At 62.7% G+C, this 20230-nt stretch carries 17 protein-coding genes and 3 pseudogenes; 5 read left to right on the top strand and 15 right to left on the bottom strand.

Features of this window, described 5'->3' with window-relative positions:
* Nucleotides 1-7: 7 nt before the first annotated feature.
* A pseudogene (locus E1J61_RS38260) lies at nt 8-208 on the top strand (hypothetical protein); the annotation flags it as partial.
* Nucleotides 209-453: 245 nt separating this feature from the next.
* On the opposite strand, the pseudogene E1J61_RS16090 reads toward E1J61_RS38260, so the two are convergent.
* The 9 genes and pseudogenes from E1J61_RS16090 to E1J61_RS37425 all read right to left on the bottom strand — a co-directional run.
* A pseudogene (locus E1J61_RS16090) lies at nt 454-1096 on the bottom strand (tyrosine-type recombinase/integrase); the annotation flags it as partial.
* 75 nt (nt 1097-1171) lie between these two features.
* Nucleotides 1172-2494, bottom strand: coding sequence for a cytochrome P450 (locus tag E1J61_RS16085; RefSeq protein ID WP_371704238.1), 1323 nt, complete (start codon nt 2492-2494; stop codon nt 1172-1174).
* An 85-nt stretch (nt 2495-2579) separates the two neighbouring features.
* Nucleotides 2580-3803 (bottom strand): 8-amino-7-oxononanoate synthase, encoded by a 1224-nt coding sequence (locus tag E1J61_RS16080; protein WP_133095051.1) that lies wholly within the window; start codon nt 3801-3803, stop codon nt 2580-2582.
* Nucleotides 3804-4291: 488 nt separating this feature from the next.
* A pseudogene (locus E1J61_RS16075) lies at nt 4292-4807 on the bottom strand (tyrosine-type recombinase/integrase); the annotation flags it as partial.
* Between the two features lie 98 nt (nt 4808-4905).
* Complete coding sequence (locus tag E1J61_RS16070; protein WP_133095050.1) at nt 4906-6255, bottom strand: acetyl/propionyl/methylcrotonyl-CoA carboxylase subunit alpha; 1350 nt, start codon at nt 6253-6255, stop codon at nt 4906-4908.
* 12 nt (nt 6256-6267) lie between these two features.
* Complete coding sequence (locus E1J61_RS16065) at nt 6268-7800, bottom strand: acyl-CoA carboxylase subunit beta (protein ID WP_133095049.1); 1533 nt, start codon at nt 7798-7800, stop codon at nt 6268-6270.
* Nucleotides 7801-7821: 21 nt separating this feature from the next.
* Nucleotides 7822-8781, bottom strand: a complete 960-nt coding sequence (locus tag E1J61_RS16060; protein ID WP_133095048.1) for a tripartite tricarboxylate transporter substrate binding protein — start codon at nt 8779-8781, stop codon at nt 7822-7824.
* A gap of 103 nt (nt 8782-8884) precedes the next feature.
* Entirely contained in the window at nt 8885-9205 is a 321-nt protein-coding gene (locus tag E1J61_RS38835) for a MaoC family dehydratase N-terminal domain-containing protein (protein WP_133095047.1), read from the bottom strand.
* Entirely contained in the window at nt 9087-9914 is an 828-nt protein-coding gene (locus E1J61_RS37425; protein ID WP_165971485.1) for a hypothetical protein, read from the bottom strand. The genes E1J61_RS38835 and E1J61_RS37425 overlap by 119 nt, the downstream gene beginning before the upstream one ends.
* 52 nt (nt 9915-9966) lie before the next feature.
* Between E1J61_RS37425 and E1J61_RS16045 the strand changes: the two genes are divergently transcribed.
* Complete coding sequence (locus tag E1J61_RS16045) at nt 9967-10431, top strand: MarR family winged helix-turn-helix transcriptional regulator (RefSeq protein ID WP_243736888.1); 465 nt, start codon at nt 9967-9969, stop codon at nt 10429-10431.
* Nucleotides 10432-10469: 38 nt separating this feature from the next.
* On the opposite strand, the gene E1J61_RS16040 is transcribed toward E1J61_RS16045, so the two are convergent.
* From E1J61_RS16040 to E1J61_RS16020, 5 genes are read right to left on the bottom strand one after another with little or no spacing between them, the layout of a single operon-like run.
* Nucleotides 10470-12050, bottom strand: coding sequence for an acyl-CoA carboxylase subunit beta (locus E1J61_RS16040; RefSeq protein WP_133095044.1), 1581 nt, complete (start codon nt 12048-12050; stop codon nt 10470-10472).
* Between the two features lie 10 nt (nt 12051-12060).
* Nucleotides 12061-12282, bottom strand: coding sequence for a biotin/lipoyl-binding carrier protein (locus tag E1J61_RS16035; RefSeq protein WP_133095043.1), 222 nt, complete (start codon nt 12280-12282; stop codon nt 12061-12063).
* A 57-nt stretch (nt 12283-12339) separates the two neighbouring features.
* A complete protein-coding gene (locus tag E1J61_RS16030) occupies nt 12340-13563 on the bottom strand; it encodes a CaiB/BaiF CoA-transferase family protein (RefSeq protein WP_133095042.1) in 1224 nt (407 codons plus the stop codon).
* Between the two features lie 21 nt (nt 13564-13584).
* Nucleotides 13585-14580 (bottom strand): tripartite tricarboxylate transporter substrate binding protein, encoded by a 996-nt coding sequence (locus E1J61_RS16025; RefSeq protein ID WP_133095041.1) that lies wholly within the window; start codon nt 14578-14580, stop codon nt 13585-13587.
* Nucleotides 14581-14619: 39 nt separating this feature from the next.
* Complete coding sequence (locus tag E1J61_RS16020; RefSeq protein ID WP_133095040.1) at nt 14620-15333, bottom strand: GntR family transcriptional regulator; 714 nt, start codon at nt 15331-15333, stop codon at nt 14620-14622.
* A gap of 303 nt (nt 15334-15636) precedes the next feature.
* Between E1J61_RS16020 and E1J61_RS16015 the strand changes: the two genes are divergently transcribed.
* The 3 genes from E1J61_RS16015 to E1J61_RS16005 all read left to right on the top strand — a co-directional run bounded on the left by E1J61_RS16015 (nt 15637) and on the right by E1J61_RS16005 (nt 18868).
* Nucleotides 15637-16842 (top strand): DNA-binding protein, encoded by a 1206-nt coding sequence (locus E1J61_RS16015; protein WP_133095039.1) that lies wholly within the window; start codon nt 15637-15639, stop codon nt 16840-16842.
* Nucleotides 16843-16936: 94 nt separating this feature from the next.
* Entirely contained in the window at nt 16937-18427 is a 1491-nt protein-coding gene (locus tag E1J61_RS37820; RefSeq protein ID WP_243736887.1) for an H-NS family nucleoid-associated regulatory protein, read from the top strand.
* 183 nt (nt 18428-18610) lie between these two features.
* Nucleotides 18611-18868: an H-NS family nucleoid-associated regulatory protein gene (locus E1J61_RS16005; protein WP_133095037.1), complete on the top strand. Its 258-nt coding sequence runs from the start codon at nt 18611-18613 to the stop codon at nt 18866-18868.
* A 377-nt stretch (nt 18869-19245) separates the two neighbouring features.
* Here the strand turns inward: E1J61_RS16005 and E1J61_RS16000 are convergent, their stop codons facing one another.
* Nucleotides 19246-20130 (bottom strand): LysR family transcriptional regulator, encoded by an 885-nt coding sequence (locus E1J61_RS16000; RefSeq protein WP_133095036.1) that lies wholly within the window; start codon nt 20128-20130, stop codon nt 19246-19248.
* Between the last annotated feature and the right edge of the window lie 100 nt (nt 20131-20230).

Genomic DNA, 20230 nt, shown 5'->3' with positions numbered 1-20230 from the left:
AGGTCCGTCCAAACGACAGCAGATGCGGTGGTCTATCAGCGGTGCCCACTACCTTCTTCAGGCGCGAGTCGAACTGCTGGATGGCCAGCTGGAGGAGTCGGTCGCCGTAGATCCAACTGAGCACGTAGACGGGACATCCTCCAATTCGTTCCACTCCCACGAACCGCGATCTTCAACACACTCGACAGGAATCGACTTGCAGAAATAAAACGCAACTAACCGCCTGGCTCGAACTTCAACCTTAACATGCCGGCTTGCAAGGGCGGGGCAGTCGTCGTCCGTCACTGCTTTTAAGTCAGCTGACCAACCCATTCCCGCGCCAATCCCGAAGGCAGCAACTTTCCGCCAGCATGGTTTCACTATCCGGGCATAGGACCTTATTGGGCTGGTGTCACGTCCGCCGATGCTTGTCGGATGGTGCGGAAATGCTCTTCTCGTGGCATGCAGGCGGGACTACGACTTACTGCCCCAGCCGATCCGATGCCGCTCCTGGGTGGCTTCATGGCTCGCATCCTCCTCGCTGTGCAGATAGCCCGCTCGTCGTCTACAGCGAACTGTGCCCGAAGTTGTCGCGCACGAAGCGCAGATCCACCTGCCGGTCGGTCATGTGCGAGCCCGCGTTGTGGCGCAGCCAGTGCGCTGAGGCGCTGGCCAGCACCGCGGCTTGCGGCTCCCATTCCGGCCCGCGTGTCCGCAGGCGCGCCGCGGCCATGCCGAACACCTCTTTCAGGATCAGATGCAGCGCGCCGCGTGACAGCGATTTCTTGCTGCCTGCTTTTCCAATGACCGGTAGTACCAGCGGACGCGTCTCCCCGAACTGGGGGGTAGCCGGCAACGCGTGGGCGCGGCGGTAGCGCGCCAGTTCGGCAATCAGTTCGTCAGTCGCCGGCACCAGCCGGGGCTTGTTGCCTTTGCCGGTCACCCCCAGCCACCAGCGCTCGACACCCTGGGCATCGCGCCGGCAGAAGAACGCGCCCATGGTGGTAGCCGTCAGTTCCGACGCCCGCAAGCCGCCCAGATAGAGCACCGTCAGCACCCAGCGGCAGCGGGCCGCGTGCAGCCGTTCCCGCGCCGTCTCGGCCGGCATCGCTGCGACCGCCAGCAAAGGCGCGTGTCGATATCCTGGTACCGGCCGACGCGGGCGAAGCAGCTAGAAAGCGCACCGTGGAAGTCAGCGGCGACGAATCACCGGAAGTCTGGCTAGACCCCGGTAGACCGGGTTGCCGTTCCAGTGCGGTTCGGCGTCTATGAGTGAAAGCGCGGGCCAATGACGCAGAATCGCCCGGAATACGATCTCCGCCTCCATCAGTGTCAGCGCGGCGCCGATGCAGACATGTGGACCATGCCCGAACGAAAGGTGGGAGCCTTCGCGTCGGGCGATGTCCAACTCGTCCGGGTTGCGGAAGCGCGCCGGGTCACGATTGGCGGCGCCGATCAGGGCAACGACCAGATCGCCGCGCCGCAGCTGCCGCCCGTGCAGCATCATGTCTTTGGCAACCCGGCGTCCCGTGTACTGGACCGGGCTCTCATAACGCAGCAACTCGCGCAGGGCATTGAGCAGCAGTTCTGGGGTTTGCTGCAGGCGCTGCCATTGCTCGGGATGGCTCAGTAGTGCGTGCAGTCCGTTGCCAAGCAGATTGCGCGTCGTTTCATGACCAGCAAACAGCAACATCGCGCATTGCGCCAGTAATTCGGCACCGGCCTCGATCTTGCCTTCGGCCTCGGCGTACAGCAGATGCCCGATCAGGTCCCGCTGTTGCGGCGGCGAGAGATCCGTGTCCTGTGCCTTGCGCCGTGCCAGCATCGCTTCAAAGGCTGCCGCCATTTTGAGCAGGCTGACCTGGGCGCGTCGTTTCAGCGCGGCGTCCGGATCCGGTGCGCCGATGAAGGCCGCCAGGTCTTCGGACCAGGTAAGGAAGTCCGGTTGGTTCTCGGCGTCCATGCCGAGCAGCGTCGCAATGACCATCGCCGGCAGCGGCCTGGCGATCGACTCCATGAAATCGAACTCCTCGGTGCCTGCGAGCTGCGCAATCAGCCCGGCGGTCATTTGCTCGATAGTGCCGGCGAAAGCGCGTAGGGCAGCTGGACGGAAGCCGGCATTGAGCACCTGTCGCAGCCTCGTATGATCGGGCGCGTCCAGGAACAGCATGGCCCGGCTGAACAAGCGCTGGAAGGGGCAAAGCTCCTGGCGCTCGCCTTCGCTGCCACGCATCACCCAGCCTCCCGTGCGTCGCGCCGAATACCGGGGGTCGCGCAGCACGGCTTCCACATCTTCGTGCCGGGTCAATAGCCAGGCACCCCCGAAGAACTCTTCACTCCAATGGATAGGGCCAAGCGCGCGCAGCGCATGATAGGTCGGGTAGGGGTTACGCAGAAAGGCGCCGTCGACCAGGCGGTCGCAGGGGGTCAACGCTTCGGCCATCCGATGTAGAGACCTCGAGGTGAGGGTGGTGGCCTGGTTGGTAGCAGTTGTGGTGTCGGCAATGCTGGTCATTGTGGGATCTTGTTCTGGCAGCCAGACACTGCCGGGTTGCGGCCTGGCACGGTTCGGAAGCGACGGCAATGAGGCGAGAGATTTTTCATGCATCTCCCCTTGGAGCCATGATGGCGGACAGGCTGTCCAGCAAGCGTGTCACGTCGGCTGCGGTATGCGACGCCGACAGTGTGATGCGCAGCCGCGACGTACCATTGGGCACGGTGGGCGGGCGGATCGCGGTAACGCGGATGCCGTCGTTCTCAAGCGCTTGGGACAGCGATAGCGCGGCCTCGTTGTTGCCGACGATCAGGGGCTGGATGGGGGTACTGCTGTCGGCGAGCTGCCAGCCGGCACGCGGATGCCGGACCTGCAGGATTTGAAGGCCACTGCGCAACTGCCCGATCAGTTGCATCAGGTGGTCGCGGCGCTCGCGTCCTTCATTGCTTGCGATCAGCGTCAGGCTGCTCAGGAGTGCATGGACGATGGCCGGCGGCGCAGCCGCGCTGTGGAGGTAGGGACGGGACACGTTGGCGAGATGCTCCACAATCGTCCGGTGCGCGGCGACAAAAGCTCCCGCGACACCCGCTGCCTTGCCCAACGTGCCAACATAGATCAGGCGCTCGGAGGTCAGCCCCAGGTGCTCGAGTGCCCCGCGGCCTCGCTCCCCCAGCACGCCAAAGCCGTGGGCATCGTCCACCACGATCCAGGCGTCATGGTGCTCGGCCAATGCCAGCATTTCGGCGAGCGGTGCCATGTCGCCATCCATGCTGAACACGCTGTCGGTCACGATCAGCTTTAGCGGGCTGTGGCAGGCAGCAAGCTGCCGGGCGAGCGTGGTGACGTCGCAGTGTGGGTACCTTTTCATCGAAGCGCGAGCCAGCAGTGCGCCATCGATCAACGAGGCATGGATGAGCTTGTCGCAGAACAGGGTGGCGTCGTCCGTTCCCAGCGCGCTCAGCACCGCCAGGTTCGCCATGTACCCGGTGCAGAAGTAGAGCGCCTGCACTTTGGGAATATTGGGTGCGAACCACCGGGCCAACTCGCTTTCCAGTTGGTGGTGGGCGAGCGAATGCTTATTGACGAGGGAGGAAGCGCTGCTACCCGCGCCGTAGCGCTGGGCCCCTTCCGCGAAAGCCGCGATCACCGCCGGGTGGCTTGCCAGCCCGAGGTAGTCGTTGCTGCAAAAGCCCAGCAGAGGACGTACTTGACCGTCCTTGGCGCTAACCGTCTGGTGAGGTGCGCAACCGGTGTGCGCGGTGCGGCGGTTGCGCGTCAAGGCACCAGCGGTGCGCTCGGCTGCGGCCTGGTTCAGGTGGTCAATCAGCAATTGCCGAACTCCTTCACTACGGGCTGCTCCGCGGGTAGGACAGCCAGCGCAGCGCGGCGGGCCAGCATGCGGGTATGTCGGCCGCTAGCGGATGCATTTTCCACGTCACCTCCTGTTCCGGTCATCCTCGGCCCGGTCGTCTCACGGGAGGGCCGAGCACTGAGGAGGGTGATACTAGTGGGGCCTCCTCGCGACCCGCAAATTGGCGCACTCAAGAGAGTTGATGGCGGGATGCTGCCAAAAGCGCGATAAAGCTGAAAAATGGATGATAAATGCAGTAATTGTGTTTCACGCAGCACCGTAAAATTCCTCGAGCCATGGCGCCGGAGCGCTTTAATTGAGGTGGTGGTTGCGTATGGATGTAACTTAAAAATCTCTTATGGAATGCAATTAATCGCCTTGATATGAACGAAAAACTTGAGTGGGAAGCTTGCATTAATGGGATGGCGCCAAAATTTCACGATAGTGAAATAATCGGCATCCACCTGCTATTTCTCCATTCCCCAGCCGATCCGATGCCGTGCCTGCGTGGCTTCCGCGCATCCTCCTCGCTGTGCAGGTTGCCGCTCGTCGTCGACAGCGAGCTGTGCCCGAAGTTGTCGCGCACAAAGCGCAGGTCGACCTGCTTGTCGGTCATATGCGAGCCAGCGGTGGGGCGCAGCCAGTGCTGCCGAGGCGCTGGCCAGCGCTGCGGCTTGCGGTTCCCATTCCGGCCTGCGCTCCCGCAGGCGTTTCGCGGCCATGCCAAATACCTCTTTCAGGATCAGGTGCGGCGCGCCGGGTGACAGCGGTTTCTCGCTGCCCGCTCTTCCAATCACCGGCAGCACCAGTGGACGCGTCTCTCCGAACTGCGGGGAAGACGGTAGCGCGCCAGGTCGGCAATCAACTCGTCGGTAGCCGGGCCAGCCTTGTCTTTTCGCCTTTGCCGGTCACTTCCAGCCACCGCGCTCGATGCCCTGGGCACCGCGGCGGCAGAAGAGCGCGCCCATCGTGGTCGCGGTTAGCCCGACGGCACCGCTTCTTTTGACGCGATCGTGGCTGTGGTTGCGGCAAGGCGAGGCATTCTCAGTGCCTCGTCACTTGCCATTTCCCAACGCCTCAATCAAGCCGATGGAGATGCGAGCAGGTCGTGCACTAAGCCGGTATGCAGTTCGCCCGCGAGCCAGGGGGCGTAAGTCAACATGCGTTGAAGTAGTGGCACGTTGGTCTTGACTCCAACGATGTCGGTTGCAGACAGCGCCTCTTTTGCCAACGCAATCGCTGCCTGGCGGTCCGAGGCATGGACGATGATCTTTGCGATCATGGGATCGTAGTAGGGGCTTACCGTATTGCCTTCCGCATAGCCGGTTTCTATGCGGATGCCCGAACCCGACGGCAGCCGAAATACCTGCAGTGTGCCTGGCGAAGGGAAGAAGCGCACTGGATCTTCGGCGTAAATGCGCAGTTCGATGGCATGGCCTTCTGCCCGTACCGGATCGGATAGGACATCACGCAGGTACTCCCCGGCAGCCAGGCGGATCTGAGCCTCGACAAGGTCAAGGCCGGTAACCGCCTCAGTCACAGCGTGCTCGACTTGCAAGCGGGTGTTCATCTCGAGGAAACTGTAGCTGCCATCGCTGCCGCGCAGCATCTCCACCGTACCAATGACGTCGTAGCCCAACTTGCCCAGCAAGCGGGCCACCCGGTTGCCGATCTCATCCGCTTCACCGGGGGGCAAGGCCGGCGCACAGGCCTCCTCGATGACTTTCTGGTGACGGCGCTGGACCGAGCAATCGCGCTCAAAGAGATGACGTACGTTGCCATGCCGGTCGGCCAAAATCTGGAATTCGATATGCCGGGGCCGCTCGAACAACTGTTCGAGATACACGTCGCCGTTGCCGAAGCTGCGTTGCGCCAGGGCCCGTGCCCGCGTTACCGCCTCGATCAGCGATGGGGCATCCTGGGCCGCAACCATGCCGATGCCGCCTCCGCCGCCGGCGGGCTTGACCAGTACCGGGTAGCCAACGGCTGTGCCGGCTGCCTCGATGTCTCGGGGATCTTCCCCAACGATTTCGGAGGACTTGCACATTGGCATGCCGTGCTCGGCCATCAATGAACGCGCGCGCGTCTTATGGCCCATGGCGTCGATCCAGCGGGGGCTTGGGCCGATGAAGGTCAGGCCGGCGGCTTCGACGCTGCGCGCGAAGCCTGCATTCTCGGACAAGAAACCATATCCGGGATGCACTGCATCTGCACGCGAGCGGCGCATGACGTCGAAGAGGGCGCTTTCGTTCAGATAGCTTTGCACCGCCGGCCCGGGGCCAATGCAGTAGGCTTCGTCCGCCTGCCGCACATATGGCAAGTCGCGGTCGGCTTCGGAGTAGACCACGACCGAGCGCAGCCCCATGCGTTTCAGGGTGCGCAATACACGGGCAGCGACGGCTCCCCGGTTGGCAATTAGTACGGTTCGCATAGATAACGCTCCTCAGTAGCTGGTCGGCCAGGTTCGCATGAGGTGCTGTCCCACGCCGTTGGTGAGTCGCAGTCGGTGCACGTCGAGCAAACGAGACAGTGTCTGGCGCGTGTCGACCGGATTGATGACCATGTGAGCCGAGTAGGCTGCGCCCATGTCCCAGGCGGAAGTGTCGCGCTCCATGTTCTGGAGAAGCACGGCGTATCGCTCGGGGTCATCTTCTTGCTTCACGCCATGCACGATGGTGACGCCAGAGCGTGGATCCATAAAATTGACTTCCGCGGATACCCAGGCGATCAACTCGTCCGCATTGCCGGCACCGCCCATGTTGAGCACGGCTTGGCCATACGTCTTGCGCATGATGATGGCGATTTTCGGCACGGTGACCAGCGAAAGGGCGTTCATCCAGTTCATCACCCTACCAACGGCGCCGCGGCGTTCGCCCTCAATGCCGATCAGGAATCCAGGCTGGTCGGTCATGAACACTAGTGGGATATTGAACGAATCGCAGAGCACCATGAAGCTGGTTGCCTTGTTGCAGGCATCGACGTCAATGGCACCGCCTTTGGCGATCGGATTGTTGGCGATGATTCCGACGCTGCGGCCATCGATGCGTGCTAGTGCAGTCACGACCGATTTTCCGTAGCGGGCCTTTAGCTCGAATGTGCTGCCTTTGTCGACGATCAGGGGAATGATCTTGCGCACGTCATAAACCTTGGTACGCGACTCCGGCACGATGTCGAGAATACGGTGTGCTTCGCTGCCTGAGCCTGCCGGCACCGGGTGTACCGGCGGAGCCTCGTTGTGGTGACTTGGGAGATAGGATAGGAAGCGCTTGACCGCGTCCAGCGCTTCCTCGTCTGTATCGACAGCCATGTCGACAAGGCCCGATACGCCGGTGAGAATTTCCCATCCACCGAGGGCTTCGGGGTCGACTTCCTCGCCGATGGCCATCGAGGTAAGCTTGACACTGGATACGGCCATGACGGCGCCTTTTCGCATCACCGCGAAGTCGGCCAGTGCCGCATACCAGCTTGATGAGCCATAGCAATGGCCCAGCACCGCCGACGCCCACGGAGTTTCGCGCGTACGCAGGTATTGCGTTGGCCGGTCGCCCGAGCCGATGCCGCGCGCACCCATGGTGTCGGGCATGCGGGCGCCGGTCGACTCACCGAGAAACACCATTGGAAGCCCACGCCGGGTCGCGACAGCTTTCATATGCGCGACCTTGTTGCCATTGACAGTGCTGCTGGACGCGCCTAGCACCGTGAAGTCGTTTGAGACTACGGCAACCTCACGTCCATCCACGCGCGCGTAGCCGGCAATCTTGCCATCGGCAGGGGAGCGGTCGCGGTCCTCCGGCCGGTACGACGTGGCGAGCAAGCCAGACTCCAGGAAGCTCTCCCCGTCTACCAGGTAGTCGATGCGCTCCCGTGCATTCAGGGCCCCTGAAGCCTTGCGATGCGCCAGCTTTTCCAGGCCCCCCATCTGCTTGGCGCGCGCCTCGCGCTTTGACAGCTCGTCGATCAACGATTCGAATCCCATTCCTATGTCTCCCCTCTGTCGCTATCGTTTGAAAAGTGCCTGATTTGCCGCGACGAACCGGCTTGCGGAGGCACCGTCGGTAACCAGCAACGCGCCCAACTCCGCCGGCGTCGACGCCTCAAGCTGGTAACCCTCGCTGGTCAGTTGCTTGTTGATGGCAGGATCCTCAACAAACTGCCGTGACAGGGTTGCCATTCGCGAGATAATTCGCTCCGGCGTTCCGACAGGAGCAAATACGCCATACCAGTTCGAGAACACAGCATCCGACATACCGCTTTCCTTCAGCGTCGGGACATCTGGAAACGCAGCGCTACGCGTTGCCGAACTGACCGCAAGGGGGCGCAACTTGTTGCCACGCACGAATGGGGCGAGCACCGGCACATTGGCGATCACCATATCCACTTGTCCGCCCATGGCATCGCCAGAAGCTTGAGCGCCACCCTTGTAAGGAACATGGTTAAGGCGGATCTTCGAGCCTGAGTTAAGCAGGCCAACCTGTAGCACCAACGAGGCGCTGGAGATCGAGTAGCGCTCGGGATTGCTGCGGGCCAGCGTGATCATTTCGGCGATATTTGACGCCGCAAAATTGTTGTTGGCGGCGATCAAGCAGGGCACGCGCGTCAGCAGGCTCACCGGGGCCAGCTCCTTCTGCGGGTCAAATGCCGGTATGGGTCCGGTGAACCGGTTGGTAGCCAAGCCGTCGATGCCGATCAGGAAGGTATAGCCGTCCGGCTCTGCCTTGGCGACAAGCTCGCTGCCGATGTTGGTCGAGGCGCCCGGGCGATTTTCCACCACCACGGCCTGCGCGAGCCTCTTACGCAGGAACTCTGCATACTCGCGCGCCAGCCTGTCATTGGTCCCGCCCGGTGCGTATGGCACGACAAGGCGAATGGGTTTCGCCGGCCAGTCCTGCGCGGCTACGTGTCCCGTTGCCAGGCTAGCAACGAGCAATGCCGCAATTCCCCAGAATCGCATCCTCATGTTGATGTCTCCCTGATTGTGAAGGCCAGCGTAGAAATTGCCTTCGGTAATGTCAAGTTACTTGACTAATATCGCGCGAGTGTCTGATGGCACGGCGAGCTCCCTAGATCAACCGATGCAAAATGGTCTGATGCTCATGCGCCAGCAGTTGGCCGGCTGTCGTTTTGTAGCGGTTTTCGGTATCAAAGACCAACATTCGTTCGCCGCGACGGCCTGTCTTGCAACGCACGCCGGCCAGCCGACTGCTTGCCTTGACAGTGTCGCCTGGCCTGGCCAAGGCGTAGATGCAGACGTTAGTGCCACCATTAAGCAATCCCTGGGGCGGCAAACCGAAGCGTTTGGCGAACGCACGGCCTACTTCGCATACCGCCTCCCGTCCTAGTGCAGTTGGCTCGGTGTCGAGTTCGTGCGTGCCGCAGGACATCGCGTGCAGCGGGAATAAAGGGGAGCGACCAGGCCACCATGGACACTGCTGCGCGCGGCGTGCATGTCATGGTGATACGCGGGCGGCCCATCACGGCATCGGCGAAGAGGCGGAGTCGGCCGGCCTCGACTGTGTTGAAGGAATCAATGTGCTCGATCTCGGTGCCGATGTGGCGACGGATCGATGCAGGGACATTCTCATCGAGTCCACGCGGGGTCACATCGGTCGTCTGTGACGCGGCTGGCTCGATATACCGTGACGGAAGCTCATGCGGATTGTCTGCGTCGCTGACGGGCAGCAGGACTACGGCAGAGCCTTCGGTGGTCGCGCTGCCGATATCCACATTGAACAGGTGCAGGTCGAGATGCAGCGCTGTCACGTTCGCCTGATAATCCACGGTTCTGATTTTGCCTTCGCCCCGCGGCCGCTGGCCGACCAGATCCGGGCCGCGAAAGCGGCAAGTCAGCCGCCAAAGCCAACTCCCTTCACCAAAGGCTTGTGTGGCCAGCTGGAATAGGAACTGCTGCTTCAGCGCGCCGTTGATGACGGTATCAGGAAGGCCAGCAACGTTCCGGGCATAGGACCTGTCATAGTGGATTTTGTCCCAGTTTTCCTGCGCGGCGCACCAGCGGACGATGTGGCTTGATGTGAGCGTGCCCTTATCGAGCGGGGGGAGGGCAGTACCCGGACGAAATAGTTCTGAGGACATTCTGTCAATCTGCTTTACCATGAGCACGCACCATTCGGTTTCCGGAGATTCGATGATCGGTAATAAGCAACTCGCACAGCTTCAACGCTCACGGCAGCGCGGCTTGAGCCGCTTGCTTCTGCTGGCGCGGCGCAACTTCCTTGCCCGCGTGTCTGCTTCCCTCGAGGCCTGCGACCTACCAGCCGTGCCCGATGCCTGCGTGATGGTGCTGCCCTATATTGACCTGGAAGGCACACGCAGCACCGTGATCGCCCAGCGCGCCGGCACGACGCGCCAGGCCGTCTCGCAGGTCGTGGCCGTATTGGAGCAACTCGGCCTGGTCAGCAAGCAAGCCGATGGGGCAGATGCGCGCGCATTGATCGTTGCCTTCACGCCCGCTGGTCTGGACTACCTTGTGCAGATGCATGCCGTGATCGATCAGGTTGAGCAGGAGATTGCCCAGAGTATCGGGACTGCCGAGATGGAAATCGTGCGTCGTACACTTGAACTGATGGCGTATGGCAGGCAGGGCGGATGACAATCGCCCTGCCTGCGTGCCGCACACCAATCGGCGCGCTAAGGCCGTACCCCCATTTTCAACTTGGGGCCAAGCGTCGTCTTTAGTGTAATCTGCGCCGCGTCAATGAACCGACTCAGGGTATAGCGGGTTTCGCGCGGATCGATGATGTCTTCCACGCCAAACGCTTCTGCCGTGCGGAAAGGCGAGGCCAGTTGGCGCAGCCGATGCTCGATCTCGCGCTCCTTAGCCGCAGGATCCGGGGCGGCGGCGATTTCACGGCGAAATGCCGCAGCCACGCCGCCTTCGATCGGCAGAGATCCCCATTCCGCAGTCGGCCACGCCAGCTTGAGACCAAGACCGTTCTTGTCGGTGGCGGCCATGCCAGCCATGCCGTAGCACTTGCGGATTACCACGGTAGCGATCGGGACGGTGGCCTGCAGACTCACGAAAACGCTGCGCATGCCTTCTCGCAACGTTCCTTGTGCCTCGGCATCACGGCCCACCATGAAGCCTGGCACGTCCACCAGGAACACCAGGGGAATATGGAAGGTGTCGCAGAGTTCAATAAAATGCGTTTGCTTGCGGGCCGCCTTGGCATCGATGGCGCCACCATAGGCCATCGGGTTGCTGGCAACCACGCCCACCACTTTGCCATTCAGACGGGTCAGACACGTAATGACAGCTTTGCCGTAGGTGGGCTGGATCTCAAAGACAGAGCCGCGGTCGAAGACCATGCGAATAACCTTGCGCATGTCATAGGCTTTGCGGCGGTCGGTCGGCACGATCGTCGCGAGTGCCTCCTCCCGCCGGTCGGGTGGGTCGTCGCAGGCGGTCACGGGCGGCAATTCCCACACATTCTGCGGCATGTACGACAGGTAGCGCCGGATCATGTCAAAGCAGTCCGCCTCGCTCTCGACGGCATTGTCGACGGATCCGGCCACATCGACGGCAAGCTTCGCGCCCCCTAGTTCGTCCTTGGAAATGTCCTGGCCAAGCGAGCGCTTCACCACCGGCGGGCCGGCTGCGAAGATCTGGCTAGTGCCATTGACCATCACGGACCAGTGCGAAAGGATGGCTCGCCCCGCCGGGCCGCCGGCGGCGGTGCCTAGCACGGCGCATACCACCGGGACCTGGCCAAGCAGCGCAGCGGAGGTCTCAAAGCCATGAACGCCTGGGAACACCGTATGGCCGCGCCGCTGCGCGGAGGTGACACTGCCACCGACGCCGTCGATGAGATTGATCAGCGGAATCTTGTAGTGGAGGGCGAGTTCCTCCACGAAGCCGCCTTGCCCGCCTTTCTTGCGGTCTCCGCTCCAGCTGGCACCGCCCCGAACGGTGTAGTCCTCGCCGCCGATGGCGACCGAACGGCCGTCCACCGTTGCCAGGCCCATGACATATGGTGCGGGGGTGACCTTGACCAGCTTGCCATTCTCGTCGTAGTGGCCCTGGCCGGTCAGCCGGCCGACCTCATGAAACGAATTGGCATCAGAGAGCGCATCGATCCGCTCGCGGATGGTCAGCTTCCCGGCCGCATGATGCCGCTCGATTGCCTCGGGGCCGCCCAGCTCAAGGCCAAGTTCCCGCCGCCGTTCGAGTTCGAACAGATCTTCCGACGGAATTGTTTGACTCATGTCCATCGCCATCTCCTCAGGCCGGTTCGACCACGGCAAGTATTTGTCCCTCGGCGATGGATTCGCCCTCCTTGACCAGCACCTCGGAAACCTTACCTGCATGTGTGGCTTCGACCGGGATCTCCATCTTCATGGATTCGATGATGAAGAGCACGTCGCCTTCATCCACGGTCTGCCCCGATGCGCATTCGCATTTCCACACAGAACCGACCACTTCGGATTTCACTTTGACGCTCATGAGTCCATCCTTTTCTTTTGGCAGAGAGAAAGTACTGAGGTTTGAGGAATGCCGGGATCAACGGGCGAGGCGCTCGTCGAAGATGACGCCCCGTGAGTGCAGGCCCGCAAGCGCTTCCGCGCTTATGCCGAGCATGCGACCCAGCACCGATGCCGTGTCGGCGCCGGTTTCGCGACCTAGCGTGTCCACTTGACCTGGCGTATCGGACAGGCGCGGCGTCACGTTCGGCACCGCCACCATGCCAAGACTGTCATGTGGCCGCCGCGTGATGGTTTCACGAGCGCAAAAGTGCGGATCGGTAAAGACATCGTCGATGTTGTAGATCTTCGCGTGCGGAATATCGTGCGCGGTGAGCAGGCGGTGAGCTTCCTCATAGCTGCGTGCGCCGACCCACTCCTGCACCAGGGCATCCACGTCATCGCTGTGCTGACTGCGCAGCCGGTTGCTGACGTAGCGCGGGTCGTCTGCCAGCCCGGGATCGCCAAGTGCGGTGCACAGCCGGCGGAAGATGGGATCGGCCAATGCTGCCACGTGGATGAAGCAGCCATCGGCTGATTGGTACAGGTTGTTCGGGCTGGATCCTGGCAGGCGGGAGCCGGCACGCTCCGCGATCACCCCGAGCTGGTCGTAAGCCATCACGTGGGGCTCCATGAAGCTGAATGCGCATTCCGCCAAGGCGGTATCTACGATCTGGCCCTTGCCGGTGCGGTGCCGTGCCTCCAACGCAAGCATGCCGCCGAAAGCACCATACAGTCCGGTGACGTAGTCCGACAGGGACGTGGCGACGCGTGCGGGCGGCCGGTCCGGATCGCCCGTGATGGAGCGGAGGCCGCTGAGGGCTTCGCCGATGACGCCGTAGCCTGGCTGCCGGCTGTACGGGCCATCTTGGCCGTAGCCGCTGATACGGATCAGGATGAGGCCCGGGTTGGACGCGCTCAGCGTCTCGTAGGACAGGCCCCAGCGTTCCAGCGTGCCGGGCCGGAAGTTCTCGATGACGAAGTCTGCCTTGTCCACCAGCTGACGCAGCAGCGATTGCCCCTCCTCGTTGCGCAGGTCAACCGAGATCAGTTCCTTGTTGCGGAACATCGACAGGGCGTAGAGCGAGACGCCGTCCTTGTGGCTGCCCATCGAGCGCAGGGCATCTCCCTCGGGTGTTTCCACCTTGATGACGCTGGCGCCGAAATCGGCCAGCAGCCTGCCGCAGAAGGGACCCGCAACGGTGGATCCCAGTTCGATCACCGTGTAGCCCGAAAGGGGCTTGAGCATTGCATCGCGTTGCATGTCGAGGCTCTCCGGAGCGCATCACTGCGGGGCGGTTACGTTGGCGTTCCTGACGACATCGCGCCACAACGCCACCTCCTTGTGCAGCATGTCGCGGAAGACCGTCGTACTGCCTCCGATCAGGTCGAGCCCACCGGCAGACTGTAGTCGCTGGCGCAGCTCGGGGGAGGACTTGAGCAACTCGTTGAGTTCGCGGTTGAGTCGTGCCACGATCTCTGGTGGCATGTCTTTGGGACCCATCAGGCCGAAGAACAGGCTGCCGTCGTAGCCTTGCAGGCCTGCCTCCGCGAAGGTCGGGACATCTGGCGCGAGCGGAGAACGTGATTGGCTTGAAATGGCGAGTGCGCGTACGCGCTTGGCCTGGATGTTCGGCGCGGCGAGCAGGATGGTATCGGTCACCATGTCGATCTCGCCGCCCAGTAGCGCGGCGATTGCCTGCGCGTTGCCCCGGTACGGCACGTGGGTGTACGACGTGCCGGTGAGTGTCGCCAGATACTCGGTACTCAGGTGGGTAGAGCCCCCTACGCCGGACGAGCCATAGTTAACTTTCTTGGGATGGCTACGTGCATAAGCGAGGAATTCCGGCAGGGACTTTGCGGGAAAGTTGTTGTTGACCAGCAGAACAGTTGGCAGGCGGCCCACCAGCACAATTGGCGTGAGGTCCTTCTCGACGTTGAAGGAAAGCTTGGGGTAGACCGCTGGGTTGACGGCAATGGCACTGGAAACTGTCAGCAGGGTGTAGCCATCCGGCGCGGAGCGCGCGACCGCTTCCGCGGCCAGGCTGCCGCCCACTCCGGTCTTGTTTTCCACCACGATGGACTGGCCGAGGCGCTCCGAGAGATGCTGCGCCACCACGCGGGCCACGATGTCCGTCGCGCTGCCTGCGGAAAAGCCGACATACATCTTGATGGGGCGGCTCGGGTATTTGTCTTGCGCATGTGCCGGCGCGGGGGAAAGTGCCAGCCCGACGAGCGCGAGGGCGGCCGCGCCTACGGCGCGATGGACGAATGACAGCATCGGGCAGGTCTCCTTTTCATTTTTATGTTCTTTTTGTGGTCAAACGATGAACTTGCGGTATTTGCTGAGATACTCCGCGGCTTCGCGCAGGCTTTGCCGGCGAATCGCCTCCGCCTTTTCTGCATCGCGCTCCCGAAGCGCGGCCAGCACTGCCCTGTGGTGCGCCAAGCCCAGCTTGGCCCGGCCAGGCAGCACGATGGCGCGGCGGATCACCGCCTGTGTGCGCTCCATAATGGAATCCAGCATGCCTTGGATAATGGGGTTGCCGGCGTTCTTGACGACGCGCTGCCGGAAGCGGTCGTAGCCCTCCAGATAGAAGTCGAAATCGCCATTGTCCAGCGCCGTTTCCATCGGGGCGCCGAACAGTTCAATCAGGTCGTCCCATTCGCCACGCGGAGCCAGTTGCGCCGCCAGCCGTACGCTCATGCCTTCCAGCGCCTCACGCGCACAGTAGATCTGCAGGATCTGCTCGAAGCTGATGCGCGTGACGATCGCCCCTCGGTTTGGAATCCGCTCAACCAGTCCGTGCTGTTCCAGCGCGGCAAACGCCTCGCGGATGCGCGGGCGCGTCGTGCCGAACTCCTGCGCCAGTTCCTGCTCAACCAGTTTCGTTCCTGGCAATAGATCGTGCCGCGCGATACGCGCGCGCAGTTCCGCCGCGACATCGATCGGGGAGCCTGCCTTGGTCGTGCCCCGTTCGACTTTCTGGCCCGGTAGTTCCTGCTTTCGAATAGTTCTTGCTGCCACGCCCATGTTGCTCACCTCGTTGTGTTGGATCGACTATAGGCCGCTGTGCCGAGATAGTAAACCGTTTTGTAATCCAAATTGTAATCTGCTGTGGTTACAGGCAGGAGAGGTCACTATAAGAACGGGGAGGTTATGCGTTGCCTTCGAGGGTCCTCCGGCCAGTGGAATGGATCTGGCGGGGAAGAGGGACCCGTGTGCGGCTCAGTTTTTAGACATAAGCGCAGTTATGTCTAAAGTCAGGCAATAATCATTAGCTACTAAACGTATTACGTAGTAATATATATCGTTACATCATTCACTTTTTCCCCGATGCCGGTGGCCGACCTGGATCTGACCGACGCTGCGTTGCAGGCCGCCATGGCCCACGACATTGCCGAGCTGCGCGAGCGCTTTCCCGAAACCCGTGCGCTGTACCGCGAGGTCTGCGGCCTGCTGTTCTTCCGCTACGGTGTCACCCCCACCGCCAACAAGCTTTACAGCCTGGTGCGCAAGGGCAGCATGGGCACGCCCGCCGAGGTACTGCAGGCGTTCTGGCAAGAACTGCGTGGGCGCACGCGGGTGACCATTGACCATCCGGACCTGCCGGACGCGCTCAAGTCGATCGCCGCCGAGGCGGTTCTGACCATTTGGCAGTCGGCCAACGAGGCCGCGTCCGCCGAGCTCGCCACGCTGCGCGCGGAGGCGCGGCACGCCGCGAGCGAAGCGGAAGCCGAGCGCGATGCGGCGCGCGCGGAGACGGCGGCCGCGCGCGAGGACGCCGCGGCGATCGCCGCCCAGTTGGGGGAAGCGCGACAGGCGCATGAGGCGGTGCAGACAGACCTGGCCGCGGAGCGGCAGGCGCACGCCGCGACCCAGGCCCGGCTCGAGGCGGGGCGGATGGAACTCGAGGCGGGCCGGCGGCAGCTGGACGCGTTGCGCACCCAATTCTCGACGGAGCTGGAGCGGGCGCGCGAGGCGGTGACCCTCGCGCAGGCACGCGCCGAAGCCAGCGAGCGGCGCAGCTTGCGCGAATTGGACCAGGAGCGCACCGCGCGCCAGAAAAGCGAGCGCACGGCCGACGAGCTGCGCGGCGAACTGGCGGCGGCCCGCAGCGAGGCGCGTGATGCGGCGGTGGCGCAGGCGGAGGGGCGCGCCAAGCTGGAAGCGCAGGCTGCGGCGCTGGCCGATCGGCTCGCGTTGGCCGAGCAGGCGCAGCGCAGGACAGCGGGTGACCTGGAGGCGGTCCAGACGGAACTCGCCGCGGCGCAGCGCCGGGCCGAGCGGGCCGAAGCCGAAGCGGCGCTCGCGCGCCAGTTGCTGGCCACCCTGCGCGTCGCGCCGCGCGAACGGGACGGCGGTGGTGGAAGGCGGCGCAAGGGCGGCAGTTCGGCGGCGACCGCGCCGGAAGCGCCGGGCGACGGTCAGGGGGAAGCTCAGCAGGATGAGCTGGGCGGAGAACAGGGCGACGAGCCGGGGGCGGCGCTACCCAACCATCAGGACGAAGGCAACGACGGCAGCGATGACAGCCAAGACTGAGCGGGGAACGCGGTCCGCTGAAGCGAACAACACGCAAAAGACAAGGTCTCACCGTCCATGGAATCAGGAAGCGTCTGCACCGGCAGTGTCTTCCATGAAGGAGAACGAATTGACCTCGAAGCAAGTGGTGGAACGCGTGGTCGCGAGCCATGCGACGGACGGACCTGGTCAGATGGAGCTTCCCATCGCTGAGGCGAGGCGCGACGCGGATCCCGTCATGGGTGAAGCCAGTGATGCAGGCGTTGCTCGTGGCAGCGCTGACACGCAGGCCCGACGCATGGACTTCTGGTCGACCAGCCGGGAGAGCGGCCCGACGGCGACCGTGTCCTATCGGCGCCGGCGGCCTTACACAGCCCCGGACGCTGCAACGAAAGACGTGGCACCGGAAGCATCGAGGGAAGCCGCCGCCTCGGAAGCGTTGACGGAATCTGACGCGCCGGAAACGCCCATGGCAGCCATGCCCTCGGAAGCGACCACGGAAGCCGTGGCCGAAGCGCCGGTGGAAGTCCTGGCCACGGACGAACCGATGGAACCTGCCGCCCAGGACGAACGGACCGAAACGGCCGCCCCGGTCGCACCGCTTTACGCCCCAGCCCCGGAAGCTGCGCCTGAAGAGACGCAGGCCCCGAAGCGCGGTCGGAAGCCGAAAGCGCTCGCCGAAACGGCCACTCGGGAAGCGGCGACTGAAGAGACGCGGGCCCCGAAGCGCGGTCGGAAGCCGAAGGCGCTCACCGACACTGCCGCTGCGGAAGCTGCGCCGGAAGAGACGCGGGCCCCGAAGCGCGGTCGCAAGCCGAAAGCGCTCACCGACACTGCCGCTCCGGAAGCGGCGCCCAAAGAGACGCGGGCCCCGAAGCGCGGTCGCAAGCCGAAAGCGCTCACCGACACTGCCGCTCCGGAAGCGGCGCCCGAAGAGACGCGGGCCCCGAAGCGCGGACGGAAGCAGAAAGCGCTCACCGAAACCACCGCTGCGGAAGCTGCGCCGGAAGAGACGCGAACCCCGAAGCGCGGTCGGAAGCCGAATGCGCGCACCGAAACCGCCGCTGCGGAAGCGGCGCCGGCAGAGACGCGGGCCCCGAAGCGCGGTCGGAAGCCGAGAATCCTGGCGGAAGTTGCCGCCTCGGAAGTCACGACGCAAGCGCCCCCAACCCGGAAGCGCGGGCCGAAGCAGAGAACACTGCCTGGAGTGGAGGCTGCCCCGGTAGCGCCGACTCAGAAGACGCGAACCCGGAAGCCACGACAGGAGCAAAAAGCGCCTACCGCAACTCAACGCCCGTCCAAATCCTCACTGCTCGCTCAACTGGCATCTGTCAATGCGCAACTTGAGCAGTTGCGAGCCACGGAAGTGCCAAAGGTCGTGGAGGAGATTCGGCAGTGGATGCAGGAGTACGACCTCAGCATGGAGGACATTGTGGGCAAGCCCAGTGTTGAATCCGCTGCCCGCGCTGTTCCGACCAAGACGAAGGCCGCGCTGCGTCCGAGGTACCGCAACCCCAAGACGGGCCAGACCTGGTCGGGACGCGGTCGGGCTCCCGCGTGGATTGGCAAGAAGCCCGAGCATTTCCTAATCGATCTCTTGTCCTGAACGACAGGTTGGCGGGCGCGGCCGGCCCGCCCCCCTTCTGACGAGCAAACTCGGCAGGCCGGAAGTTCGGCGGCCACTGCGTAGGAAGCCCAAGGGAAGAGCCGGGCAATGAGCCGGGGGCGGCGGCGCTGCCTGGCAATCAGGACGAAGGCAACGACGGCAGTGACGGCAGTGACGGCAGCGATGACAGCAAAGACTGAGCGGGCGGACGCGATCCGCTGGATCCAGGCGCAGATGGACAACTACGGGCTCACCTTGGAAGACCTCGACGCAGCGGGGTGCTTCGCGCCGCCGCCGCCTCCACCGCCCGCACCACCGGCGCCGGTGGTCGGCTACCGCAATGCGGAAGGGCTGACCTGGGACGGGCAGGGCGAGATGCCGTCGTGGCTCAAGCGGGCCGTCAATGCGGGGCAAAGCGTCGAGTTTTTCCGGGTTGGATAGGCCCGCCGATGCATTCGGCCCTCAGACCAACGGCGATCTGACGCGGGCTCACCGACACAACCAACGACGACCCATTTAGGGGTAATCGTCCTTTCCGCGCAAATTGATACGGTTGAAGGGAAAATATTCCGCTATAGCAATGACTTGCGAAAAGCCCGCAGTGCTATTTTTCCTATGCCGTAAGTCGTTGGTGGCATTGGAGATTTCGCATCTCAGCGTATCAATCTGCACGGAAAGCACGAACACCCCTATCAGGACGGCCATTGAAACCATTTCCCTTTTGCCCAGAACGCCTTTAAGCGGAGCGCGCGAACACTAATCATCCATCGATCTCTCAGTAACGTGACGCTGCTCGACATAGCGCGCTCGTGCGGATGCTATTCCGAAAACAACTCAGCGACAACGGATCGAAGCCATCGATTGGCAGGATCGTGGTGGTATCGCTCGTGCCAATGCTGCTTGATTGAAAAACTAGGGAATGAAACGGGGGGAGGGAGTGCCTTTACGTTCGCAATTCGCATTAGCATGTTCGCCACCCGCTCGGGGACGGTTGCAAGCAGATCTGTGTTTGCCAGCAGGTTGCCAAGCCCTGGTAGGGTGGGCAGAGTTAGGGCCAGTTGACGCTCCATTTTAAGCTCCGCAAGCTTGCGTTCAACCAAGTCATGTCCTGTGCCCGCAGCGGTAATAGCCACGTGCCTCTCGTTCCTGAAAATGGCAGCCGTCACTCGAACGTTTACTCTGGGATGGTCCTTGCGAACGACGCAAGCGAATCCTTGGGTGAATAGGCGCTGTTGATAGAAGCCAGCTTCGAGTTCGGGCATGAACCCAATAGCAAGGTCGGATTCACCGGCTTCCAATTGCTTGCTCGTTTCCCCCGTAATCCGCATTACCTCAATCTGGACGGTTGGAGCGACCTCGTTCACGCGATTAACCAGTGCGGGAAGGAACTCCAAGTGACTAATGTCCGTCATGCTGATGAAGAACTTTCGATGGGATTTCGCCGGATCGAAGGTGATCTGCTGCTCGGTAGCTTTGCGCAGAAGCTCGAGAACCTGCCTGAATGGAACGATCAACGCCTCACCTTGTGGCGTCGGAAGCATTCCAACCGCAGTCCTGACAAACAACGGGTCGTTAAATTGGCGACGCAGCCTCCCTAGTGCCAAGCTAACTGATGTTTGCGGCATGCCCAGGTTCTCCCCCGCTCGGGAGACGCTGCGGGTTTTGTAGATCTCGTCGAAGACTGTTAGCAGTCGAGTGTCCATTATTTAGATTTCCGCTTGAGACTATTGTCCGCATGCAATCGACGAAATAGTGTCACTGGCTTAGGCTTCGTGCAAGGCTTGACCGTGGCTGGCTTTTCGG

The sequence above is a fragment of the Cupriavidus sp. L7L genome, assembly GCF_004353535.1.
Lineage (GTDB): Bacteria > Pseudomonadota > Gammaproteobacteria > Burkholderiales > Burkholderiaceae > Cupriavidus > Cupriavidus oxalaticus_A.
Note: the sequence above shows the minus strand (reverse complement) of the source record. Positions and strands in the feature narration are given on the sequence as shown.